The organism is Alicyclobacillus sendaiensis NBRC 100866, from assembly GCF_001552675.1.
Taxonomy (GTDB): domain Bacteria; phylum Bacillota; class Bacilli; order Alicyclobacillales; family Alicyclobacillaceae; genus Alicyclobacillus; species Alicyclobacillus sendaiensis.
In genome coordinates this window covers 1-17,294 of the sequence record NZ_BCRQ01000057.1, presented here as the reverse complement: position 1 = coordinate 17,294, position 17,294 = coordinate 1, and the positions used below count along the sequence as shown (strand labels likewise).

The following is a 17,294-nucleotide window of genomic DNA, read 5'->3' as shown; positions in this document are numbered from 1 at the left end:
TTGTCGTATTCCTGGTCATCCGCGTACAACGCGAGGCGGTGTAAGCGGTCCGCCGGCATTCGCTCGAGGCGTGGATACGCACTCGGAGTCTTTCATGATCGGAGTCCGATGAGGTTTCGCCGGCTGAACTTCCTACAGAAGGTTCACCACCGGGATCGCTTTCAGCGCGAGCGTAATGAGCGCAAGAAGCAGAGCCAGAACGGCGCCCAGCCTCGCGAACGGCGGCGTGAAAGGTCGGAGTAGCGCAATCACGGCGAGCACCAAACTCGCGATGCCGAACACATGTCCGAAGAAGATGCCGAGAAAAGGAATCCAGCAGAGGACAAAGCCTAGCAGCGAAACGCCAAGTCCGATCCACGCAAAGCGAGCCGCAGCCGCTTCTGGGGTTTCGGGCCACCATGGTTCAGTCATCGAGGACACCCTCCCTTTCGCTTTAAGCGTAGTATGCCTTCGATACAGGTGCAACCGATTCCACAGCAGCGACGGACTCCACTGCCGGCAAGGCGTCGTTTGACATCTGCGTTCATTGTGACGATTATCGATGGTTTTGTCATCTTGACAAATGTGTGACCTTTACTCCCGAAGGCGCGGCGGCGCAAAAATCACCGCATTGACACCCCCATAGGCGGTTGTTATACTGCTCACAATATTTTCGGGACGCCATGCGCAGAGCGCGAGATGAAGAGGAGGAACCACCGTGACGAGCGCCTGGGAACAGAAATTCGTAGGGGAAGCCCTGACCTTCGACGACGTGCTGTTGTTGCCGGCTCACTCGACTGTGCTTCCGCGAGACGTGGACGTTTCCACCCGGTTGACTACGGACATCCGCCTCAATATTCCCATCGTGTCGGCGGCCATGGATACCGTCACCACATCGCCGATGGCTATCGCGATGGCGCGCGAGGGCGGGATCGGCATCATCCACAAGAACATGTCCATCGAGGCGCAGGCCGAAGAGGTCGATCGCGTCAAACGCTCCGAGAGCGGCGTCATCACCAATCCCATCTACCTCACGCCGGACAAGCCCTTGCGCGACGCAGAGGCCCTCATGAGCAAATACCGCATCTCGGGTGTGCCGATTGTGGAATGTGGATCGCAGAAGCTGATTGGCATCATCACCAACCGGGATCTGCGCTTTGAACGGGACGATTCGCGACCCATCGGGGAAGTCATGACCCGCGAGAATCTCATCACCGCGCCGGTCGGCACGACGCTGGCGGAGGCGAAGGAGATTCTGCAGCGGCACAAGATCGAGAAGCTTCCGCTCGTCGATGGCGACGGCAACCTGCGGGGTCTCATCACCATCAAGGACATTGAGAACGCTCGCCGCTTCCCGAATGCGGCGAAGGACGCGCAGGGACGCCTGTTGGTCGGTGCGGCTGTGACGGTATCGCCGGATGTGATGGATCGCGTCGACGCGCTCGTGGCCGCGCACTGTGACGTCATTGTCGTGGATACCGCGCACGGGCATTCGGAGTTCGTGCTGAAGGTGATTCGCGAGATCCGGTCGCGCTATCCAGACATCCAGCTCATCGGCGGCAACGTGGCGACGGCAGCGGGCTGCGAGGCGCTCATGGACGCGGGCGTCAATGCGGTGAAGGTCGGCATCGGACCGGGTTCCATCTGCACGACCCGCGTGGTGGCGGGCGTCGGCGTCCCCCAGGTCACGGCGATTTACGATTGCGCGAACGTGGCGCGCAAGCGCGGCATCCCCGTCATCGCGGATGGCGGCATCAAGTACTCCGGCGACATTGTCAAGGCCATCTCGGCCGGCGCCAGCTCCGTGATGATTGGAAGCCTGCTCGCAGGGACCGCGGAGAGCCCGGGCGAGATCGAGATCTACCAGGGCCGTCAGTTCAAGGTGTACCGCGGCATGGGGTCCATCGGCGCGATGCGGGCCGGATCGGGCGACCGGTACTTCCAAGGCGACCAGTCGGAAGGGGACACGAAGAAGCTCGTGCCGGAAGGCATCGAGGGGCGCGTGGCGTACCGCGGCCCGGTGAGCGACACGCTGTATCAGCTCGTCGGCGGCCTGCGAAGCGGCATGGGGTACACAGGGTGCGCGACTATCCAGGATCTGCAGGAAAAGAGCCAGATGGTGCAGATCACGTCAGCGGGTCTGCGCGAGAGCCATCCGCACGACGTGCAGATCACCAAAGAGGCGCCGAACTATTCGATTTGACGTGGCAAGAGGTCCTGCGCTGTACTACAATAATCGTTAGGTCTTCAACCACTCACCGGTTGGTTCCGGTTGCAATACAGAGGGGGATGCGGCATGGCGAATGTCGGCACGGATCGCGTCAAGCGCGGCATGGCGGAGATGCAGAAGGGCGGCGTCATCATGGACGTCGTCAACGCGGAGCAGGCGAAGATTGCGGAGGCTGCCGGCGCCGTCGCAGTCATGGCGCTGGAGCGGGTTCCGTCGGATATCCGTAAGGCGGGCGGCGTGGCCCGCATGGCTGATCCGGCCATTATCGAGGAGGTCATGAACGCCGTCTCCATTCCGGTTATGGCGAAGTGCCGCATTGGGCACATCGTGGAGGCGCGCATTCTCGAGGCGATGGGCGTCGACTACATCGACGAGAGCGAAGTCCTCACCCCGGCCGACGAGAAGCACCACATCGACAAGACGAAGTTCACCGTTCCGTTCGTCTGCGGCGCGCGCGATCTCGGCGAGGCCCTGCGCCGCATCGCTGAGGGCGCGTCGATGATCCGCACGAAGGGCGAGCCGGGCACGGGTAACATTGTCGAGGCCGTGCGCCATCAGCGCATGATGCAGTCGGCCATCCGCCGCGTTCAGGCGATGTCGGAGGACGAGCTGTACGCCGAGGCGAAGAATCTCGGCGCGCCGTATCATCTGCTCAAGCAGGTGCACGATCTCGGCCGCCTGCCCGTGGTCAACTTTGCGGCGGGCGGGATCGCGACGCCGGCGGACGCCGCGCTCATGATGGAGCTCGGTTCGGACGGCGTGTTCGTGGGATCCGGCATCTTCAAGTCGGAGAACCCGGAGAAGTACGCGCGCGCCATCGTTCAGGCCGTGACGCATTATCAGGACTACGAGCTGTTGGCGCACCTGTCCAAGAACCTCGGGCAGGCCATGCAGGGCATCGACCTCGCGACGCTGCGCGAGGAGGAGCGCATGGCGGTTCGCGGCTGGTGACAGACTTGACGCCTGCGAGAGCCGGGGGCGAAGGCCCGCCGGCTCTTCCACATGAGAGAGGAGGATGGGCCATGAAGATTGCCGTCATTGCGGTGCAGGGCGCCTTTCGGGAGCACATCGCGGCTCTGAGGCAGCTTGGCGCGGACGCTCGCGAAGCCAAGTGGGCGCGAGATCTCGAGGGCGTTGACGGAGTCGTGATCCCCGGCGGGGAATCGACGGCCATCGGCAAGCTCATGCGGGAGTACGACATGCTGGAGCCCGTCCGCGAGCTGGCGCGCGCGGGCAAGCCCATCTACGGCACCTGCGCCGGGATGATTGTGCTCGCCAAGCGCATCGAGGGAGAAGACACGGTCCACCTTGGCCTGATGGACGTGACCGTCCGCCGCAACTCGTTCGGGCGGCAGCGCGAGTCGTTTGAGGCCGACATTGACATCCCGGCCATTGGCGCACCCCCGTTCCCGGCCGTGTTCATCCGCGCGCCGCACATCGTGTCCGTGGGCGAGGGTGTGGAGGTTCTCGCCACGTACGAGGATCGCATTGTGGCGGTGCGGCAGGGGAATCTCCTTGCCACTTCGTTCCACCCGGAGCTCACGGACGACTACCGCCTGCACCAGTACTTCTTGAATATGGCGCAGGCGCCGGTGGCACATTGACCGAAGCGCGAGGTGTGACATGTTAGACATCCGAGCCATACGGCAACAACCCGACGTGTTCAAGGCGAAATTGCAGCGGAAGAAGGTCGATCCGGCCGAGATCGACCGGCTGCTCGAGGCGGACGCCAAATGGCGCGAGGCGCTCGGCGAAGTGGAGCGGTTGAAGGCGCTGCGCAATCAGACCTCCGAAGCCATTGCGCGCAAGAAGCGGCAAGGCGAGGATGCGAGCGAGGACATCGCGCGGATGCGCGAGGTGTCGGATCGCATTCAGGCCCTTGACGAAGAGGTGCGGGTGCTCGAGCGGGAGGTGCGGGATCTCCTGCTCGCGCTGCCGAACGTGCCGCACGACTCGGTGCCGGACGGCGAGTCGGAGGAGGACAACCCGGTCGTCAAGACGTGGGGAGATCTTCCGCAGTTCTCCTTTGAGCCGAAGCCGCACTGGGAGATTGCGGAGGCGCTCGACATCGTCGACAGCGAGCGCGCCGTGAAGATCACGGGCAGCCGCTTCGTCCTGTACAAGGGGCTCGGCGCGCGGTTGGAGCGGGCGCTCGCGAACTTCATGCTCGACTTCCACGTGGAGCGGCACGGGTACACGGAGATGTTTCCCGCGTTCATCGCGAACGAGGAGAGCCTCATCGGCACGGGCAACCTGCCGAAGTTCGGCGACGAGATGTTCAAGATCGAGGGGCTCCCTTACTACCTCATCCCGACGGCCGAAGTGCCGCTCACGAACTACTACCGGGACGAAATTTTGTCTGCTGATCAACTGCCGGTCAAATTCGCGGGCTATTCGGCCTGCTTCCGCTCAGAGGCCGGATCGGCCGGGAAGGACACGCGCGGGCTGATTCGCTTGCATCAGTTCCAGAAGGTGGAGCTCGTCAATCTGTGCCTGCCGGAGCAGTCGTACGAGGTCCTGGAGCAGCTGACGCGCGAGGCGGAGGCGGTGCTCGAGGCGCTCGAGCTTCCGTACCGCCGGATTGAAATCTGCACGGGCGATCTCGGCGCGAAGGACGCGAAGAAGTACGACATCGAGGTGTGGCTTCCGGCGCAGAATCGATACCGCGAGATCTCGAGCTGCACGAACTTCGAAGACTACCAGGCGCGGCGCGCGAATCTGCGGTTTCGCCGGGAAGAGCGGGGCAAGCCGGAGTTCGTGCATACGCTGAACGGCTCGGGCCTCGCCATTGGCCGCACGGTGGCCGCCATCCTGGAAAACTACCAGCAGGAGGACGGATCGGTCGTCATCCCGCGCGCGCTTGTGCCGTATATGGGCGGGATCGAGCGGATTGCCAAGGGCTGAGGCAGGGAGGGGTGTCGGGTGCGAATCTCCAACATTCGCGTGCGGCTGTCCGCGGACGACCTGAATTCGATGATTGCCGAGTTCGCACCGGACGTCTCACTGCGCATTCTCGCCATCCAGCCGGACGGCGTGCGCGGCCAGTTCAAATTTCTCATGTGGAATATCGACTTCGCAGCCCGGCCGACGTGCAGCGCGGACAAGGGCGAGATTTCGATTGAGATTGCAGCGCGCAAGCTCGTGAACATCCCGCCTGCCATCGTGCAGATGAGCTTGCAGGAGGCCATGAAGGATGCGCCGCAGGGCATTGAGGTGCTCCGCCAGAGCCTGCGGCTGAACGTGGCGAGCCTGCTCGAACCGCTCGGTATTGCGCTCAAGCTCAACGCGTTTTCCTGCACCGAAGGGGCCTTGGTGATCGATTTGGCGCATGTCGAGATCGACATGAAGGGCCGGACGTCGGAAGTCCGGTCGCTGTGGAAGCGACGGGGGGAGTAGCGGCAAGTTGGAACGAGGCGTGCGTTCGGAAACTAGGCGCCAGCCCATGGAGGCGTTGCGGCGCCTGTTGCATTCGATCGACGGCCGCGGGTACAAGGCGTACAAGGATCTCGAGGGGGCGTACGCCTTTCCCGCGTTTACCCTCGCCGTCGATCACGTCCAGGGCGATCCATTCGCGGATCCATCCAAGGTGCGCGTTATCGTGCCGCGGGCCAAGACCGCGGTCAGCGACGCTTGGATCGATGCGCCATGGCGCCGGGTCCGCTGTGAGGACCTTCTTGCGCGGCGCATGGACGAAGCGCTGCGCCGCCTGGCAGGTCGCGCGCGCGGGACGGGGAAAAGCGGGCTTTTGGCCATCGACGCGCCGGGGCAGAAGGTGCTGGAGCGGACGGCAGTGCAGATTGGGCGGGACGAGATCGTCATCTGCCTCTCCGTCGGCCTGCCGGCCGCCGGCAGGCGCGTGCTCGGGCGCGAGGCGGAGGAGATGCTGTGCGCGCACCTTCCCGCTGCCGTGGAGCGCGCCGTGTACGGGCTGCGCGAGGAGGACATTCGCCCTGCGGTGGAACTCGCGGATCAGCAGCAGGCCATTCGCCGGTATTTGCGCGACCACGGCCTCGTGGCCTTTGTCGCGAACGGCTCCATCCTGCCGCGCGAGAGCGGCGTGAGCGACAGGCCGATGCGCCGGGGCGCGGTGCCGTTTCAGAGTCCGCCCGAGCTCGAGATTGCCATCCCCGTGCCGCACCGCAACGAGCCGCTTCGCGGCATGGGCATTCGCCGCGGCATCACGCTCATCGTCGGCGGCGGCTTCCACGGCAAGACGACGCTCCTCGAGGCGCTCGAGCACGGCGTATACGATCACGTCGCCGGCGATGGGCGCGAGTTCGTCATCACCGATGCAGGCGCCGTGAAAATCCGGGCAGAGGACGGGCGCAGCGTGGCGCAGGTGGACATCTCGCCGCTCATCGGCGCGCTGCCTGGCGGCAAGGACACGACGCGCTTCTCGACGGAGGACGCGAGCGGCAGCACCTCGCAGGCGGCGAACTTCGTCGAGATGATGGAGGCGGGCGCCACGGCATTTCTCATCGATGAGGACACGAGCGCGACGAACCTCCTCGTCCGCGACGCCCGCATGCAGGCGCTCGTGGCGAAAGCGGGCGAGCCCATCACGCCTTATATCGACAAGGCGAGGCAGCTGTTCGACGAGTACGGCATCTCGACCGTGCTCGTCGTCGGAGGACTCGGCGACTACTTCGACATCGCCGACTGCGTCATCAAGATGGAGGCGTACGTGCCGCAAGACGTCACCGAGGAAGCCAAGCGCATCGCGGCCGCCATGCCGACAACGCGTCGGCCGGAGGGCGGCGACTCGTTCGGCGCCATCCGGGAGCGCATTCCGCAGCCCGACAGCCTGAACAGCCAGCGCGGCCACAAGTCGAAGGTGGCGGTGCGCGGGCGGCATGCCATCCAGTACGGCGCGACCGAGATCGCGCTGCACGCGTTGGAGCAGATCGTCGACGACAGCCAGACGCGCGCTATTGCCGCGGCGCTCCTGTACCTGGAGCGCAAAGGCTGGCTCACAAAAGGGCTCACGGTTCGCGAACTGCTCGACGCCCTCGAGGCGCAGTGGGACCGAGAAGGCTTAGGTTCCATCTCCTTGCGCCAAGGCCACCCGGGCGATCTCGCCCGCCCTCGCCGCTACGAACTCGCAGCCGCGCTCAACCGGCTGCGGACGCTAAGGTGCGAGCAGCGACACACAAGCGGCGAAGGGCCCGCTTCACGCGCCTGATAGGGTGAAATGGGGTCGAAGAAGCAGGGACTTGCGGCGTGCGACACGCTTGAGGAGCACATGGAAAACCTCGGGGTGGTGGCGGGCGGTACCGGGTTTGCTGGGACACGCCACGCGGATGGCGCCACGCCGGGGCAGGAAATTTCCTTTGCGGGTGTGCCGGGCTTGGGGTATAATGTATGTGCGTTTCGCAGGGCGCTTCAGCGGCGTCTGCGCTGCGCACGTGCAGGCGTGCACCCGTAGCTCAGTAGGATAGAGCGGTGGTTTCCTAAACCGCGTCTTGCGCAGGTTCGAGTCCTGCCGGGTGCGCCAGAAAAGAAAGTGGTGGCGCGGATTCTCCGAGGTCGGAGTGTCCGCGCTTTTTCGTGTCCGTATCTATTTGCAAATCTCCTTGCAAATGTTCGCGATTCAGCTGACCGACAGCATGAGCTTGACGGTCCGTCCGTTTGCGGAGATGATCACGGGCCACTGTCCAGGCGTAGTGGACGAGCCGACTCGCCACTGCCAGGTGATGAGCCCCGAGCTGTCGGCCGTCTTTGGCTCGAGGCCGCTCGCGTGACTCGGGCCAGTCTTGTAGTCCACCTCAATGGTTCCCAGGGCGCCCGGCACGGTCTGAATCGTCACAGACGCATATCCGCCTCGCTGCACATTGAGGTTGGAGGAAACGACCGTGAGCGACTGGCTATGTCCCGGGGAAGCGTTCGACCGCCCGATCGACGTGCCGGAGATCTCTCCTGAAGAAGAGGACCTAACACCCCCCATCTCAGATGGAGGTGAGCCGAAGCTCTTACCGCCGGCTGAGGCATTCGAGCCTGCGGCTGTAGTCGGCGCGCCTCTCGAAGTTGCAGATGTGCTCGGCGAAGTGACGCTCGGGCCTGCGTTGCCTAAAGAACCAGGGCTTTGCGCCGCTTGCGCGCCGCCCGCGTTCTGCTGGGATCTTGACTGTGTCTGCAGCCAACGGTTGGCCGCGTCGACGTTGAATCCTTGTGCGGTCACGTAGCCTGGGATGCTCCAAATGCCCCGATGGTGCGACTTCGCGTCATTTTGCGCCGCGTTGAGCTGTGCCAGGTAATCCGTGTTCGGAGGGTTGACGTACGCAATCCGGGCCAAGCCCTGATCTACAATGTCCCAATTGAACAAATCCGTGTTCGACAGCCAGACGTATGCGAGCAAGCGACCGTATTTGTCGCGCGTGTGCCCGGGTCGCCCTACCTGCAACCAAATACGCCGACCTGGGGGGAGTAGCCGCTTTGCGTAATTCGCCGCCTCTCGCGCGAACGGCTCGATCGGCTTGTTTGGAGCGACTTCTTCGGGCGCGTCAATGAGGAGCATGCGCACGGTTTCGTTTTTCGATCCGACCCGAACCTGAAGGGTGTCGCCGTCGATGTCCCGCAAAACCGTCGCGGCCGTAAGCCCCTTCGGGGCATGCAAAACTGCGGAACTTTGAGCCTGTGCGCTCGGTGCATTCGCTGCAAATAGACACGACGCAAAACAGGCGACGGCCAAGGACCACGAACCCCAACGCTTCATTCGAAACGTATCTCCTCCCTTACAAGATGGATGGCTTGGGAATCAGCAACGATTTGGAAGCGAATATCCAGAGAGATATGCGATATTGTAAACGACCATCAAAAAGTGGTCAAGCCATCCAGTTGGGCAGGAAAGACAAGACGGACAACTGACGCGGGATGAAGGTCGTCCGGAATGTCGATCTCGGTGAGCGCGGAAGGCGGGGGGAAGGGAACTCCGTCTCGGTCCATGCCGTACAGGTGCAGAGACAGGGCCTCTTGGGCCATGCGCATCGCGTCGGTCAGATCGTCACCTTGCGTGACGCAACCGGGGAGGTCTGGGAAGTAGACGACGTAGCTTCCATCCTCGTAAGGTTCAAAATGGCCAGATATGCGCAGGTGCGCATACATGTTCCTCCAAACTCGCGTACCGAGGTACGCGCTGTCGTTTGGGCGGTTGAAGCACGAGGCGGCCAGAGGCGTGGCAGAAGTCCCAACTGGCCCGCGCGCCGGGCGGCGGTTTGGCCTTGCCGCCGCCCCTCGTTCTGCGCTCAATACGCCACCATCGCGCCGCCCCACACCAAGCCGCCGCCGAACGCCACCAGCATGAGCAGATCGCCCCGCCGGATGCGCCCATCGCGAATAGCGGTGTCCACCGCGATGGGAATCGTCGCCGACGAGTTGTTGCCGATGTTCTGGATGGTGCTCACGACCTTCTCCGGCGGGAAGTCCAGGCTCTCCGCCACTGCGTCGATAATACGCTGGTTGGCCTGGTGCGGGATGAGCCAGTCGATCTCGTCCTTCTTCCTTCCGGTCTTCTCGAGGAGTTCCTCGACGGTGGAGGCCATCACGTTCACGGCGAGCTTAAAAATCTTCCGACCGTCCATCACAATCTTGGCCTTGGCGCCCTCGCCATACGGCGTCCTGCTACCGCCGCCGGGGATGTATAGGTTGTGGAAGTAGGTACCGTCCGCGTGAATCGTGGTGGCGATCACGCCCTCGCCGCTTTGCTCCTCGCCGCGCGAGACGACGAACGCGCCGGCGCCGTCGGCGAACAAGATGCACGTGCCGCGATCCGTGTAATCCGTGAAGCGCGACAGCGTGTCGGCGCCGACGATGAGCACGTGCTCGTGCACGCCCGATTTCACGAACTGTTCCGCCACCTGGAGTGCGGACAAGAACCCCGCGCATGTGGCGTGCAGATCAAACGCGCCGATGTTGCGACAGCCAAGCCTCGCCTGCACCTGGCAGGCGACCGGTGGCAACAGGTAGTCCGGGGTCTCCGTCGCCACGATGATGAGATCCACGTCTTCCGGGGACAGGCCCGCATCGTCGAGCGCGGCCTTGGCCGCGAAGTACGCGAAGTCCGAGGTGGCCTCGTCCGGGCCCGCGATGCGCCGCTCGGCAATGCCTGTGCGGGTCCGAATCCACTCATCAGACGTTTCGACCATTTGTTCAATCTCCACATTGGTGAGGCGCGTCTCCGGCAGATAGGAGCCGACGCCGCGAATCACGGCTCTATACAATCCATTCACCTCTTCGCCAGTATAACAGCCAACAGGAGACGCGACAGGGGGGAAAGTGCGCCAGTTTGGTGACGAAATTGACGGTTTTGCCTCATCTCATGCACAGAACGTGGGAGCGGTTACAATGGGTATCGAACAGGGCAGGCGGGAGGCGTGAACATGGAGGACCGCATTCGCGGGGGCATGTGGGGACTCTTGATTGGCGATGCGCTCGGCGTGCCATATGAGTGGCTCGAACCGGAAGCGATCCCGCCGTGGGACGAGATGGAGATGGAGCCGCCAGAGGGCATCTCAAGGTTGCATGCGGTTCCACCTGGGACGTGGTCGGACGACGGCGCGCAGGCGCTGTGCCTCTTGGAGTCCCTCCTCACGTGCGGCCGGTTCGATCCGGCGGATTTTACCGCGCGGCTCGTGGCGTGGCACGACGAGGGCCTTTGGACGGTCGCTTGGGATAGGGCGCCAGACAGCGATGGCCATCCGCGCGTTGAAGAACGGGACAGACCCGGACCAGGCGGGCTTCGTGCTTCCGGAAGGCAAAGGCAACGGCGCCTTGATGCGGGTCCTGCCTTTAGCCCTGTGGCATCGGGGCGATGACGCGTCGCTCGTCGCAGACGCACACCGGCAGGCGCGCGTGACGCACGGCCACGTCACCAATCAGGTGTGTTGCGCGCTCTACTGCCTGTGGGCGCGCCGCCTCCTTCATGGCCGAGCGCCGAGTGAGGCCTTTCAAGACGCGGTGGCACGGCTTTACGAGTTGTACGAGGCCGGATCGGCCTATCGTCGGTCGCTCGACGAGGAGGTGCGCCCGCATGAGCCTCCGGTGACAAACGGGGACGGTTACGTGGTGCACACGCTCCACGCGGCTCGACTGGCGCTCCGAGAGGCGAGCTACGAGGGCGCGGTGAAGCGGGCGATTCAGCTCGGGCGCGACACGGACACGAACGCAGCCGTGGCGGGCGGGCTCGCCGGCATCGCGTTTGGCGAGTCGCGCATTCCAGGTAGGTGGCGGCGACGTCTGCGCGGGAGCGAGAGGGTTGAGCCGCTCATCGAACGGTTGGTGGAATGGCGGCTTCGGACGTGAGCGGGAGCCGGGGCGCGGTCAGCCGTTCACGGTCGGGTAGATGGCCGTCGGATCGCCCTTGAACTTGGTCTCCGTGTAGAGCGCTGGATTGGTCAGCTCATAGCCGGACTGGCCTTGGTAGGTCAACTGGAGCGCAGGCTGAAAATACACGTTTCGGTAGACAGAAGGCTGGCGGAAGGTGCAGTAGAGCGCCACCGTCTGGCCGGGCGCGATGACAAGCGGCGCGCGCAGATCTCTCGCTTGGTGCGGAATGTCGAGGGGAAGCTCGGACGGATGCACCACGTAGGCGGTGCGCTCGATCTCGACGCCGCCTCCCACGGCGAAACCGTCGAACGTGACGGCATGGGGCCGTGGATTCTTGACGGCCATCGCGAAGACGTGAGAGGTCGAAAAGGCGCCGCTCTGCCCGGCGAAGCTGCGCAGGGGCAGGAGCCACTCCACGCGCTTTTGCACGAGCATGACGTCCATTTCGCCGAACGAAAAGCTGTGTGTCCAACGCGGCGTCGCGATGGTGAGCGTGGGCTCAGCGCCGCGGATGGATCGCCGGGCGATGGCATTGAAGTGCAGCTGGAACTCGAGGGTGTCCGCCCCGAGCTGGACTTCCCGCTGGGCAAAGGTGCGCGTATAGAGACTTGGCGTCTGGAGCTGCGCGGAAGAGACGACGCTCTGCGCGGTGGGGTTGACGTCGATGAGCAGGCATTGAAGCGCAAGCGGCGCCTGTTTGGTGGTGACGGCGTCAATCATCCAGTGGTTGATGACCGTCCACTGCGTCGGCGTGCTGGGTGAGCCGCAAGCGGTGGAAACAGCGCAAACGGCGGCGAGAGCCGCGGCGCAAGCGGCGCGAGAGAACCATCCTTGGATAGCCATGCTATCCTCCTTGTCCACGAAGCGTTGGAGAAATTATAGCACGCCAGGGCGCGGAAGACTGGGGTCTTTTCGGCAACAAGGGCCCGCCGCGGCGAGCCCTTGGAAGGCGGGGGTTGAGGTGAAAAGCGCGCCGTCAGGCGTCCCAGGACATGGACGACCAGGCGACGGCCTCGGTCTGGAGCGCCAGCATGTCGTCCATCAGGCGGGCGAGTTGCTGCGCCTGCGCTCGGCGGCTGTAGGCCTGATTCCACGTGCGCCGCTCGCCGCAAGGCTTCGCCATGAGTTGGAGCATCGCCCGCGCGATGGCGTTGGGATGGTCCGGCGGCACGATGATGCCCGCCTGCTCGCGGCGGATGAGGTCCGCAGCTTCGCCTTCGCGGAGCATGGCCAGGACGGGGCGGCCCGCGTACAGGTACTCGTACAGCTTGCCGGGCACGTAGTCTTTGGCTTGCTCCGACTGATCGCCGATGAGAAGCGTCGCGTCGGCGGCCAGCATGCGCGCAAGCGCCTCGCGGCGCGGGAGGTAACCGAGCGGCTCCACGACGGTTTCCAGGCCGAGCTGGCGGATGAGGCGGGCGTGGTGGTCATGGCCGGGATAGTCGAGCACGCCGGCGAACTGAAGGCGAATGCCGTCTGCGTGGACCTGGCGGCTCTGAAGCAGGTGATGCACGGCCTGAAACAGGGCGTCGGCGGATCGGCCGGGATACAGGATGCCGCCGTAGAAGAACGTGAACGGCTCCCCTTCGCCGCGCCGCCTGGCGGGCGCGGGCGGAAAATCCGCCTCGTCCACGCCGTTGCGAATGACGTGAATGTCGAGCGCGCGGTGCGGGTATTTCGCCGCGAAGAGGCGCCAGAACCCGTCGGTGACCGTCACAATGGCCGCTGCGCGCGCGAAGACCGCGCCTTCGAGTCTCCGCTCGAGCGCCGCGCGCCAGCCGCGGTGGTGGAAGTGAAGGTTGTCCGTCCAGGGATCCCGGAAATCCGCAATCCAGGGCGTTCGCGCGAACGCGGAGGCGACGAGGCCCGCGAGATGGGTGCTCTGTGGCCCGGACGTCGTGTAGATGCAGTTGATCCCGCACTGACGGATGATGCGTGGGGCGGCGAGGCCCGCCCGAATCGCCCACAGGACCGACTCGTCCGGGATGAGAGCGTGCGTTTGGGCCCCCTTCCACGCGCCCCAGGCGAGCCGCTTCCACAGCGGGCGCTTCGGGGACGCCTTGGGGGAGGTCATCGGCGCGGGCGTCGCGCCGCTCGTCGCGCCGTGGCCTACCATGCGGCCGGACCAGCGCGTCAGCTGTTTCGACACGGGGTCCGTGACGCGCACAATCTCGACGTCTTCTGGGATCTCGTCGAGGAGCGACGGATCGGGCGTCGCGCTGTAGACGTGATCGGCCGTGAGCACGGTGACCTTCCAGCCGAATTCGCCGAGATATTTTGCGAATTTGAGCGGGCGCTGGACGGCAATGCCGCCAACGGGCGGGAAATCGTGGCAGATGATGAGCGCGTGTCGACGCTTCATGGCACCATCTCCACCGCGCAGTCCTGCTCGGCCGGCGCTTGAGGGGCCGGCGTGGCGACGTAGGGCAGGTGACTGATCCCTTGAATCTGCCACTGCGCCTGCTTGAGGCTTGGTACGAGGCGGCGTTTGAGATCGAACACAACGAGCGGATGCTGGCAGCGGGTGAGGAGGTGGGGCCAAGGCGCCGTGTCAAACGCTTCCTGCCAGGCGGCGATGGCCACGGCGTCCGCATCGGCCAGGCAGTCTTCCAAGGAGACCGCCTGGAACGGGAAGTACGGCTCGACGGTCGGATCGAAAGCGGCCACGCTAGCGCCCCGCTCGGCGAGAATGTCCGCGAAATGGATGGCCGGGCTTTGGCGAATGTCGTTCGATCCGTCCTTCATCCCAAGGCCCAGAAGTGCCACGCGCGCCCCGGAAAGGCGTTTGCCGATGCGGTGCAGCGCCTCGTCGAGTTGGCGCGCGGCGCGGTGCGGCGCCAGGAGATTGATTTGCCGCGCCAGGGAACAGAGCGGGATGTGCTCTTCCGATGTCAGCGAAGCCGCGAGGTACGCGTACGCGTTGGGGATGCAGAAGCCTCCGACGCCGATGTTGGGCTCGAGCAGGCGCACGCGCGGATGTGTGTTGGCCATGCGAATCAGCTCATACACGTCCACGCCGTGCTGTTCGGCAACCGCTTTGAGCTCGTGCGCCAACGCGATGTTGACGTCGCGCTGCGCGTTTTCCACCACTTTGGAGAGCTCGGCGACGCGCAGGCTCGTCTTGTGGAATGGGCCGTCCGTGAGGCGCTTGAGAACGTCCACCGCGCGACGGGCACATGCGTCGGTAAGCCCCGCCACGACGACATCGAGCGTCTGGAATTCCTCCATCGCGCGGCCCTCCGCCACGCGCTCCGGCGCGTACGCCACGTGGAAGTCTCGGCCCGGCACGAGGCCGCTCGCCGGCGCGAGGCGGGGGATGATGTCGCGCTCCATCATGCCTGGGACGAGGGTGCTGCGGATGAGGACGAGATCGCCCGCCGAAAGGACGCGGCCGAGGTCGTTGATACAGGCGAGGAGCGGAGTCTTCTCCACCACCTCCCCGGAGACCGGGAGGCCGACGGTGACGATGAACGTGTCGGCTCGCTCGGCGGCCTCGGCCAGCGAGGTGGTGGCGGTGAACCGGCCGCTCGCGAGGTGTCGGCGCAGGATGCTTTCGAGCGACTCGCCTCGATACGGCTCCATCACGTGGGTGACACCTCGGCGGAGTTCGTCGACCTTGCGCTCGTCCACGTCGACACCAATGACCGTCTCGCCGCGCTCACAGAACGCGAGGGAGAGCGGCAAGCCAATATAGCCAAGTCCAACCACTGCAATGTGCGTGCGCATGCGGTTCCCCCCATAGGTTTCGGAACTCGCGAGACGACAAGTGTCTCTCGTTTATGCGCAGTCTAACAAGCCAGCGTAAACCGACTGTGAGAAGTTTGCAAAGATTTGGTGTATGAGTTGCAAGAAATCGCTCGAGCGGAAGGCGGCGAAGGCCGGCGAGCAAGCGATTGTTTTCAGACTCGTCACAAATTTGTCACACTAACTGTATCAAAACACTATTCACAAACCAGGCATTGTTTTAATACAATTGTGCCAGAACAGAGGCTCAGGCCGAGGGGAGATGAGAGAAACGGGCGATGAAGCTGAACCTCCTTGCAGTTACAAAGCGGGTCTTGAGGATTTGATGTCCTCGGCAAGTTGGCACAGGGCGAAGCGGTCCTACATGAAACAGCCATGAGACAGGCGCGATGTCACAGGCGCCGCGATATGAAACCTGGAGGGAATGGAAGATGACCTACTTCAAAACGGCGGCGGAACTCGAACAGCACTGGAAGACGGATCCGAGATGGAAGGGCGTGGAGCGCGCTTACACCGCGGAGGACGTGATCCGCCTCCGGGGATCGGTGCACATCGAACACACGCTCGCGCAACTGGGCGCGGAGAAGCTCTGGAAGCGCCTGCATGAAGACGGCTTCATCCGCGCGCTCGGGGCACTGACGGGCAACCAAGCTGTGCAACAGGTGAAGGCCGGGCTGAAGGCGATTTACGTGAGCGGCTGGCAGGTGGCGGCGGACGCCAATCTGGCCGAGCACATGTACCCGGACCAGAGCCTGTATCCATCCAACAGCGTGCCGAGCCTCGTGCGGCGCATCAACAACGCGCTGCTGCGCGCGGATCAGATTCAGACCGCCGAAGGCAAGGGCGAGATCGACTGGATGGTGCCGATTGTCGCCGACGCGGAGGCGGGTTTTGGCGGCCCGCTCAACGTGTTCGAGCTGATGAAGATGATGATTGAAGCCGGCGCCGCGGGGGTGCACTTCGAGGATCAGCTGTCGTCGGAGAAGAAATGCGGCCACATGGGTGGCAAGGTCCTCATCCCGACGTCCCACGCCGTGCGCAACCTGACCGCCGCGCGCCTTGCCGCAGACGTGCTCGGTGTTCCCACCATTATCGTGGCGCGAACGGATGCCAACGGCGCGTTCCTCATCACGAGCGATGTGGACGATCGCGACGCGCGATTCATCACGGGCGAGCGCACGCCAGAAGGGTTCTATCGGTTCCGTGGCGGCATTGAGGCCGCAATTGCCCGCGGACTCGCCTATGCGCCGTACGCGGACATGATTTGGTGCGAGACGTCTGAGCCGAACATTGAGGAAGCGAAGCGGTTTGCGGAGGCCATCAAGGCCGAATTCCCGGATAAGCTGCTGGCGTACAACTGCTCGCCTTCGTTCAACTGGCGGAAGAAGCTCGATCCCAAGACCATCGAGGAGTTCCAGGAGACCATCGCGTCGTTCGGTTACAAGTTCCAGTTCGTGACGCTGGCGGGCTTCCACGCCCTCAATTACAGCATGTTCGAGCTGGCGTACGGTTACAACCAGCGGGGCATGGGGGCGTACTCGGATCTGCAGCAGCAGGAGTTTGCGGCCGAAGCCCGCGGCTACACGGCGACGCGCCATCAGCGGGAGGTGGGCACGGGCTACTTCGATGAAGTGGCGCAGGTGGTGTCGGGCGGACTGTCCTCCACGACGGCGCTCACCGGTTCCACTGAGGAGGAGCAGTTTGTCGAGGCGTGACGGTTCCCGAGTCGGCGAAGGTCCGGCTCCCGACGTCGGCGCTCTGCGAGGATGGTTCCAACTCGGCATGGCACTCTCTTTGGGGCCCGATGGGGCCCCGTTTTTTGACTGTGTGGGCGCTTGGAAGTCGGTGGGACGATAAGAAGCGGAGCGATAGGTCGTTCGCGCATGAGCTCCTTGAGAGGCAAATGCGGTGGGGGCGGTTCTGATAAAGGTGGCGACTCAAGAAGCGCTCTGGCACACGGAGCGCGAACCGGAATCGGTGGCCAAAACCCTGGAGGTTCGCGATCTTTGAAAATTCCGCG

15 protein-coding genes, 1 tRNA gene and 1 pseudogene are annotated in these 17,294 nt (G+C 64.1%); 10 read left to right on the top strand and 7 right to left on the bottom strand.

The window, feature by feature from the left end; translation table 11 throughout:
* Positions 1–132: 132 nt before the first annotated feature.
* Positions 133–411, bottom strand: coding sequence for a hypothetical protein (locus AS26_RS11005; RefSeq protein ID WP_062309464.1), 279 nt, complete (start codon positions 409–411; stop codon positions 133–135).
* A gap of 286 nt (positions 412–697) precedes the next feature.
* On the opposite strand from AS26_RS11005, the gene guaB reads away from it, so the two are divergent.
* From guaB to AS26_RS10970, 8 genes are all read left to right on the top strand, one after another.
* Positions 698–2,182 (top strand): IMP dehydrogenase, encoded by a 1,485-nt coding sequence (guaB, locus tag AS26_RS11000; protein ID WP_062309461.1) that lies wholly within the window; start codon positions 698–700, stop codon positions 2,180–2,182.
* A gap of 93 nt (positions 2,183–2,275) precedes the next feature.
* A complete protein-coding gene (gene pdxS / locus AS26_RS10995; RefSeq protein ID WP_062309459.1) occupies positions 2,276–3,160 on the top strand; it encodes a pyridoxal 5'-phosphate synthase lyase subunit PdxS in 885 nt (294 codons plus the stop codon).
* Positions 3,161–3,231: 71 nt separating this feature from the next.
* Positions 3,232–3,813 carry a pyridoxal 5'-phosphate synthase glutaminase subunit PdxT gene (gene pdxT / locus AS26_RS10990; protein ID WP_062309457.1) on the top strand — a complete coding sequence of 194 codons (582 nt, stop codon included), beginning with the start codon at positions 3,232–3,234 and terminating at the stop codon, positions 3,811–3,813.
* A 19-nt stretch (positions 3,814–3,832) separates the two neighbouring features.
* Positions 3,833–5,113, top strand: coding sequence for a serine--tRNA ligase (gene serS / locus AS26_RS10985; RefSeq protein ID WP_062309455.1), 1,281 nt, complete (start codon positions 3,833–3,835; stop codon positions 5,111–5,113).
* An 18-nt stretch (positions 5,114–5,131) separates the two neighbouring features.
* On the top strand, positions 5,132–5,605 hold the full coding sequence (locus AS26_RS10980) for a hypothetical protein (protein WP_062309453.1): 474 nt from the start codon (positions 5,132–5,134) through the stop codon (positions 5,603–5,605).
* Positions 5,606–5,651: 46 nt separating this feature from the next.
* On the top strand, positions 5,652–7,391 hold the full coding sequence (locus AS26_RS10975; RefSeq protein WP_062309451.1) for an ABC-ATPase domain-containing protein: 1,740 nt from the start codon (positions 5,652–5,654) through the stop codon (positions 7,389–7,391).
* 9 nt (positions 7,392–7,400) lie between these two features.
* The gene (locus AS26_RS14270; RefSeq protein WP_157068489.1) at positions 7,401–7,634 is read left to right on the top strand and encodes a hypothetical protein; all 234 of its coding nucleotides are present in this window, start codon (positions 7,401–7,403) and stop codon (positions 7,632–7,634) included.
* Positions 7,625–7,703, top strand: a tRNA-Arg gene (locus AS26_RS10970). Before AS26_RS14270 ends, AS26_RS10970 begins: the two co-directional genes overlap by 10 nt.
* 96 nt (positions 7,704–7,799) lie before the next feature.
* Here the strand turns inward: AS26_RS10970 and AS26_RS10965 are convergent.
* The 3 genes from AS26_RS10965 to AS26_RS10955 all read right to left on the bottom strand — a co-directional run bounded on the left by AS26_RS10965 (position 7,800) and on the right by AS26_RS10955 (position 10,434).
* Complete coding sequence (locus AS26_RS10965; protein WP_062309449.1) at positions 7,800–8,921, bottom strand: thermonuclease family protein; 1,122 nt, start codon at positions 8,919–8,921, stop codon at positions 7,800–7,802.
* Between the two features lie 98 nt (positions 8,922–9,019).
* Entirely contained in the window at positions 9,020–9,310 is a 291-nt protein-coding gene (locus AS26_RS10960) for a type II toxin-antitoxin system HicB family antitoxin (protein WP_062309446.1), read from the bottom strand.
* 140 nt (positions 9,311–9,450) lie between these two features.
* Positions 9,451–10,434, bottom strand: coding sequence for a beta-ketoacyl-ACP synthase III (locus tag AS26_RS10955; RefSeq protein WP_245629736.1), 984 nt, complete (start codon positions 10,432–10,434; stop codon positions 9,451–9,453).
* A 150-nt stretch (positions 10,435–10,584) separates the two neighbouring features.
* Between AS26_RS10955 and AS26_RS14950 the strand changes: the two are divergent.
* Positions 10,585–11,506: pseudogene (locus tag AS26_RS14950) on the top strand (ADP-ribosylglycohydrolase family protein).
* Between the two features lie 18 nt (positions 11,507–11,524).
* Here the strand turns inward: AS26_RS14950 and AS26_RS10945 are convergent.
* The 3 genes from AS26_RS10945 to AS26_RS10935 all read right to left on the bottom strand — a co-directional run bounded on the left by AS26_RS10945 (position 11,525) and on the right by AS26_RS10935 (position 15,256).
* Positions 11,525–12,373, bottom strand: coding sequence for a hypothetical protein (locus AS26_RS10945; protein WP_062309442.1), 849 nt, complete (start codon positions 12,371–12,373; stop codon positions 11,525–11,527).
* A gap of 133 nt (positions 12,374–12,506) precedes the next feature.
* A complete protein-coding gene (locus tag AS26_RS10940; RefSeq protein ID WP_062309439.1) occupies positions 12,507–13,892 on the bottom strand; it encodes a glycosyltransferase family 4 protein in 1,386 nt (461 codons plus the stop codon).
* Positions 13,889–15,256, bottom strand: a complete 1,368-nt coding sequence (locus AS26_RS10935; protein WP_062309437.1) for a nucleotide sugar dehydrogenase — start codon at positions 15,254–15,256, stop codon at positions 13,889–13,891. Before AS26_RS10935 ends, AS26_RS10940 begins: the two co-directional genes overlap by 4 nt.
* Positions 15,257–15,705: 449 nt before the next feature.
* Between AS26_RS10935 and aceA the strand changes: the two genes are divergently transcribed.
* A complete protein-coding gene (gene aceA, locus AS26_RS10930; protein ID WP_062309434.1) occupies positions 15,706–16,989 on the top strand; it encodes an isocitrate lyase in 1,284 nt (427 codons plus the stop codon).
* Positions 16,990–17,294: the final 305 nt, after the last annotated feature.

What these genes read in the sequence shown, in the direction of transcription:
- pdxS (WP_062309459.1), top strand. Translation starts at nt 2,276, where the DNA reads ATGGCGAATGTCGGCACGGATCGCGTCAAGCGCGGCATGGCGGAGATG.
- AS26_RS10975 (WP_062309451.1), top strand. Translation starts at nt 5,652, where the DNA reads ATGGAGGCGTTGCGGCGCCTGTTGCATTCGATCGACGGCCGCGGGTAC.
- AS26_RS10945 (WP_062309442.1), bottom strand. Translation starts at nt 12,373, where the DNA reads ATGGCTATCCAAGGATGGTTCTCTCGCGCCGCTTGCGCCGCGGCTCTC.
- AS26_RS10960 (WP_062309446.1), bottom strand. Translation starts at nt 9,310, where the DNA reads ATGTATGCGCACCTGCGCATATCTGGCCATTTTGAACCTTACGAGGAT.
- AS26_RS10935 (WP_062309437.1), bottom strand. Translation starts at nt 15,256, where the DNA reads ATGCGCACGCACATTGCAGTGGTTGGACTTGGCTATATTGGCTTGCCG.
- AS26_RS14270 (WP_157068489.1), top strand. Translation starts at nt 7,401, where the DNA reads ATGGGGTCGAAGAAGCAGGGACTTGCGGCGTGCGACACGCTTGAGGAG.
- AS26_RS11005 (WP_062309464.1), bottom strand. Translation starts at nt 411, where the DNA reads ATGACTGAACCATGGTGGCCCGAAACCCCAGAAGCGGCTGCGGCTCGC.
- pdxT (WP_062309457.1), top strand. Translation starts at nt 3,232, where the DNA reads ATGAAGATTGCCGTCATTGCGGTGCAGGGCGCCTTTCGGGAGCACATC.
- AS26_RS10965 (WP_062309449.1), bottom strand. Translation starts at nt 8,921, where the DNA reads ATGAAGCGTTGGGGTTCGTGGTCCTTGGCCGTCGCCTGTTTTGCGTCG.
- serS (WP_062309455.1), top strand. Translation starts at nt 3,833, where the DNA reads ATGTTAGACATCCGAGCCATACGGCAACAACCCGACGTGTTCAAGGCG.
- aceA (WP_062309434.1), top strand. Translation starts at nt 15,706, where the DNA reads ATGACCTACTTCAAAACGGCGGCGGAACTCGAACAGCACTGGAAGACG.
- AS26_RS10940 (WP_062309439.1), bottom strand. Translation starts at nt 13,892, where the DNA reads ATGAAGCGTCGACACGCGCTCATCATCTGCCACGATTTCCCGCCCGTT.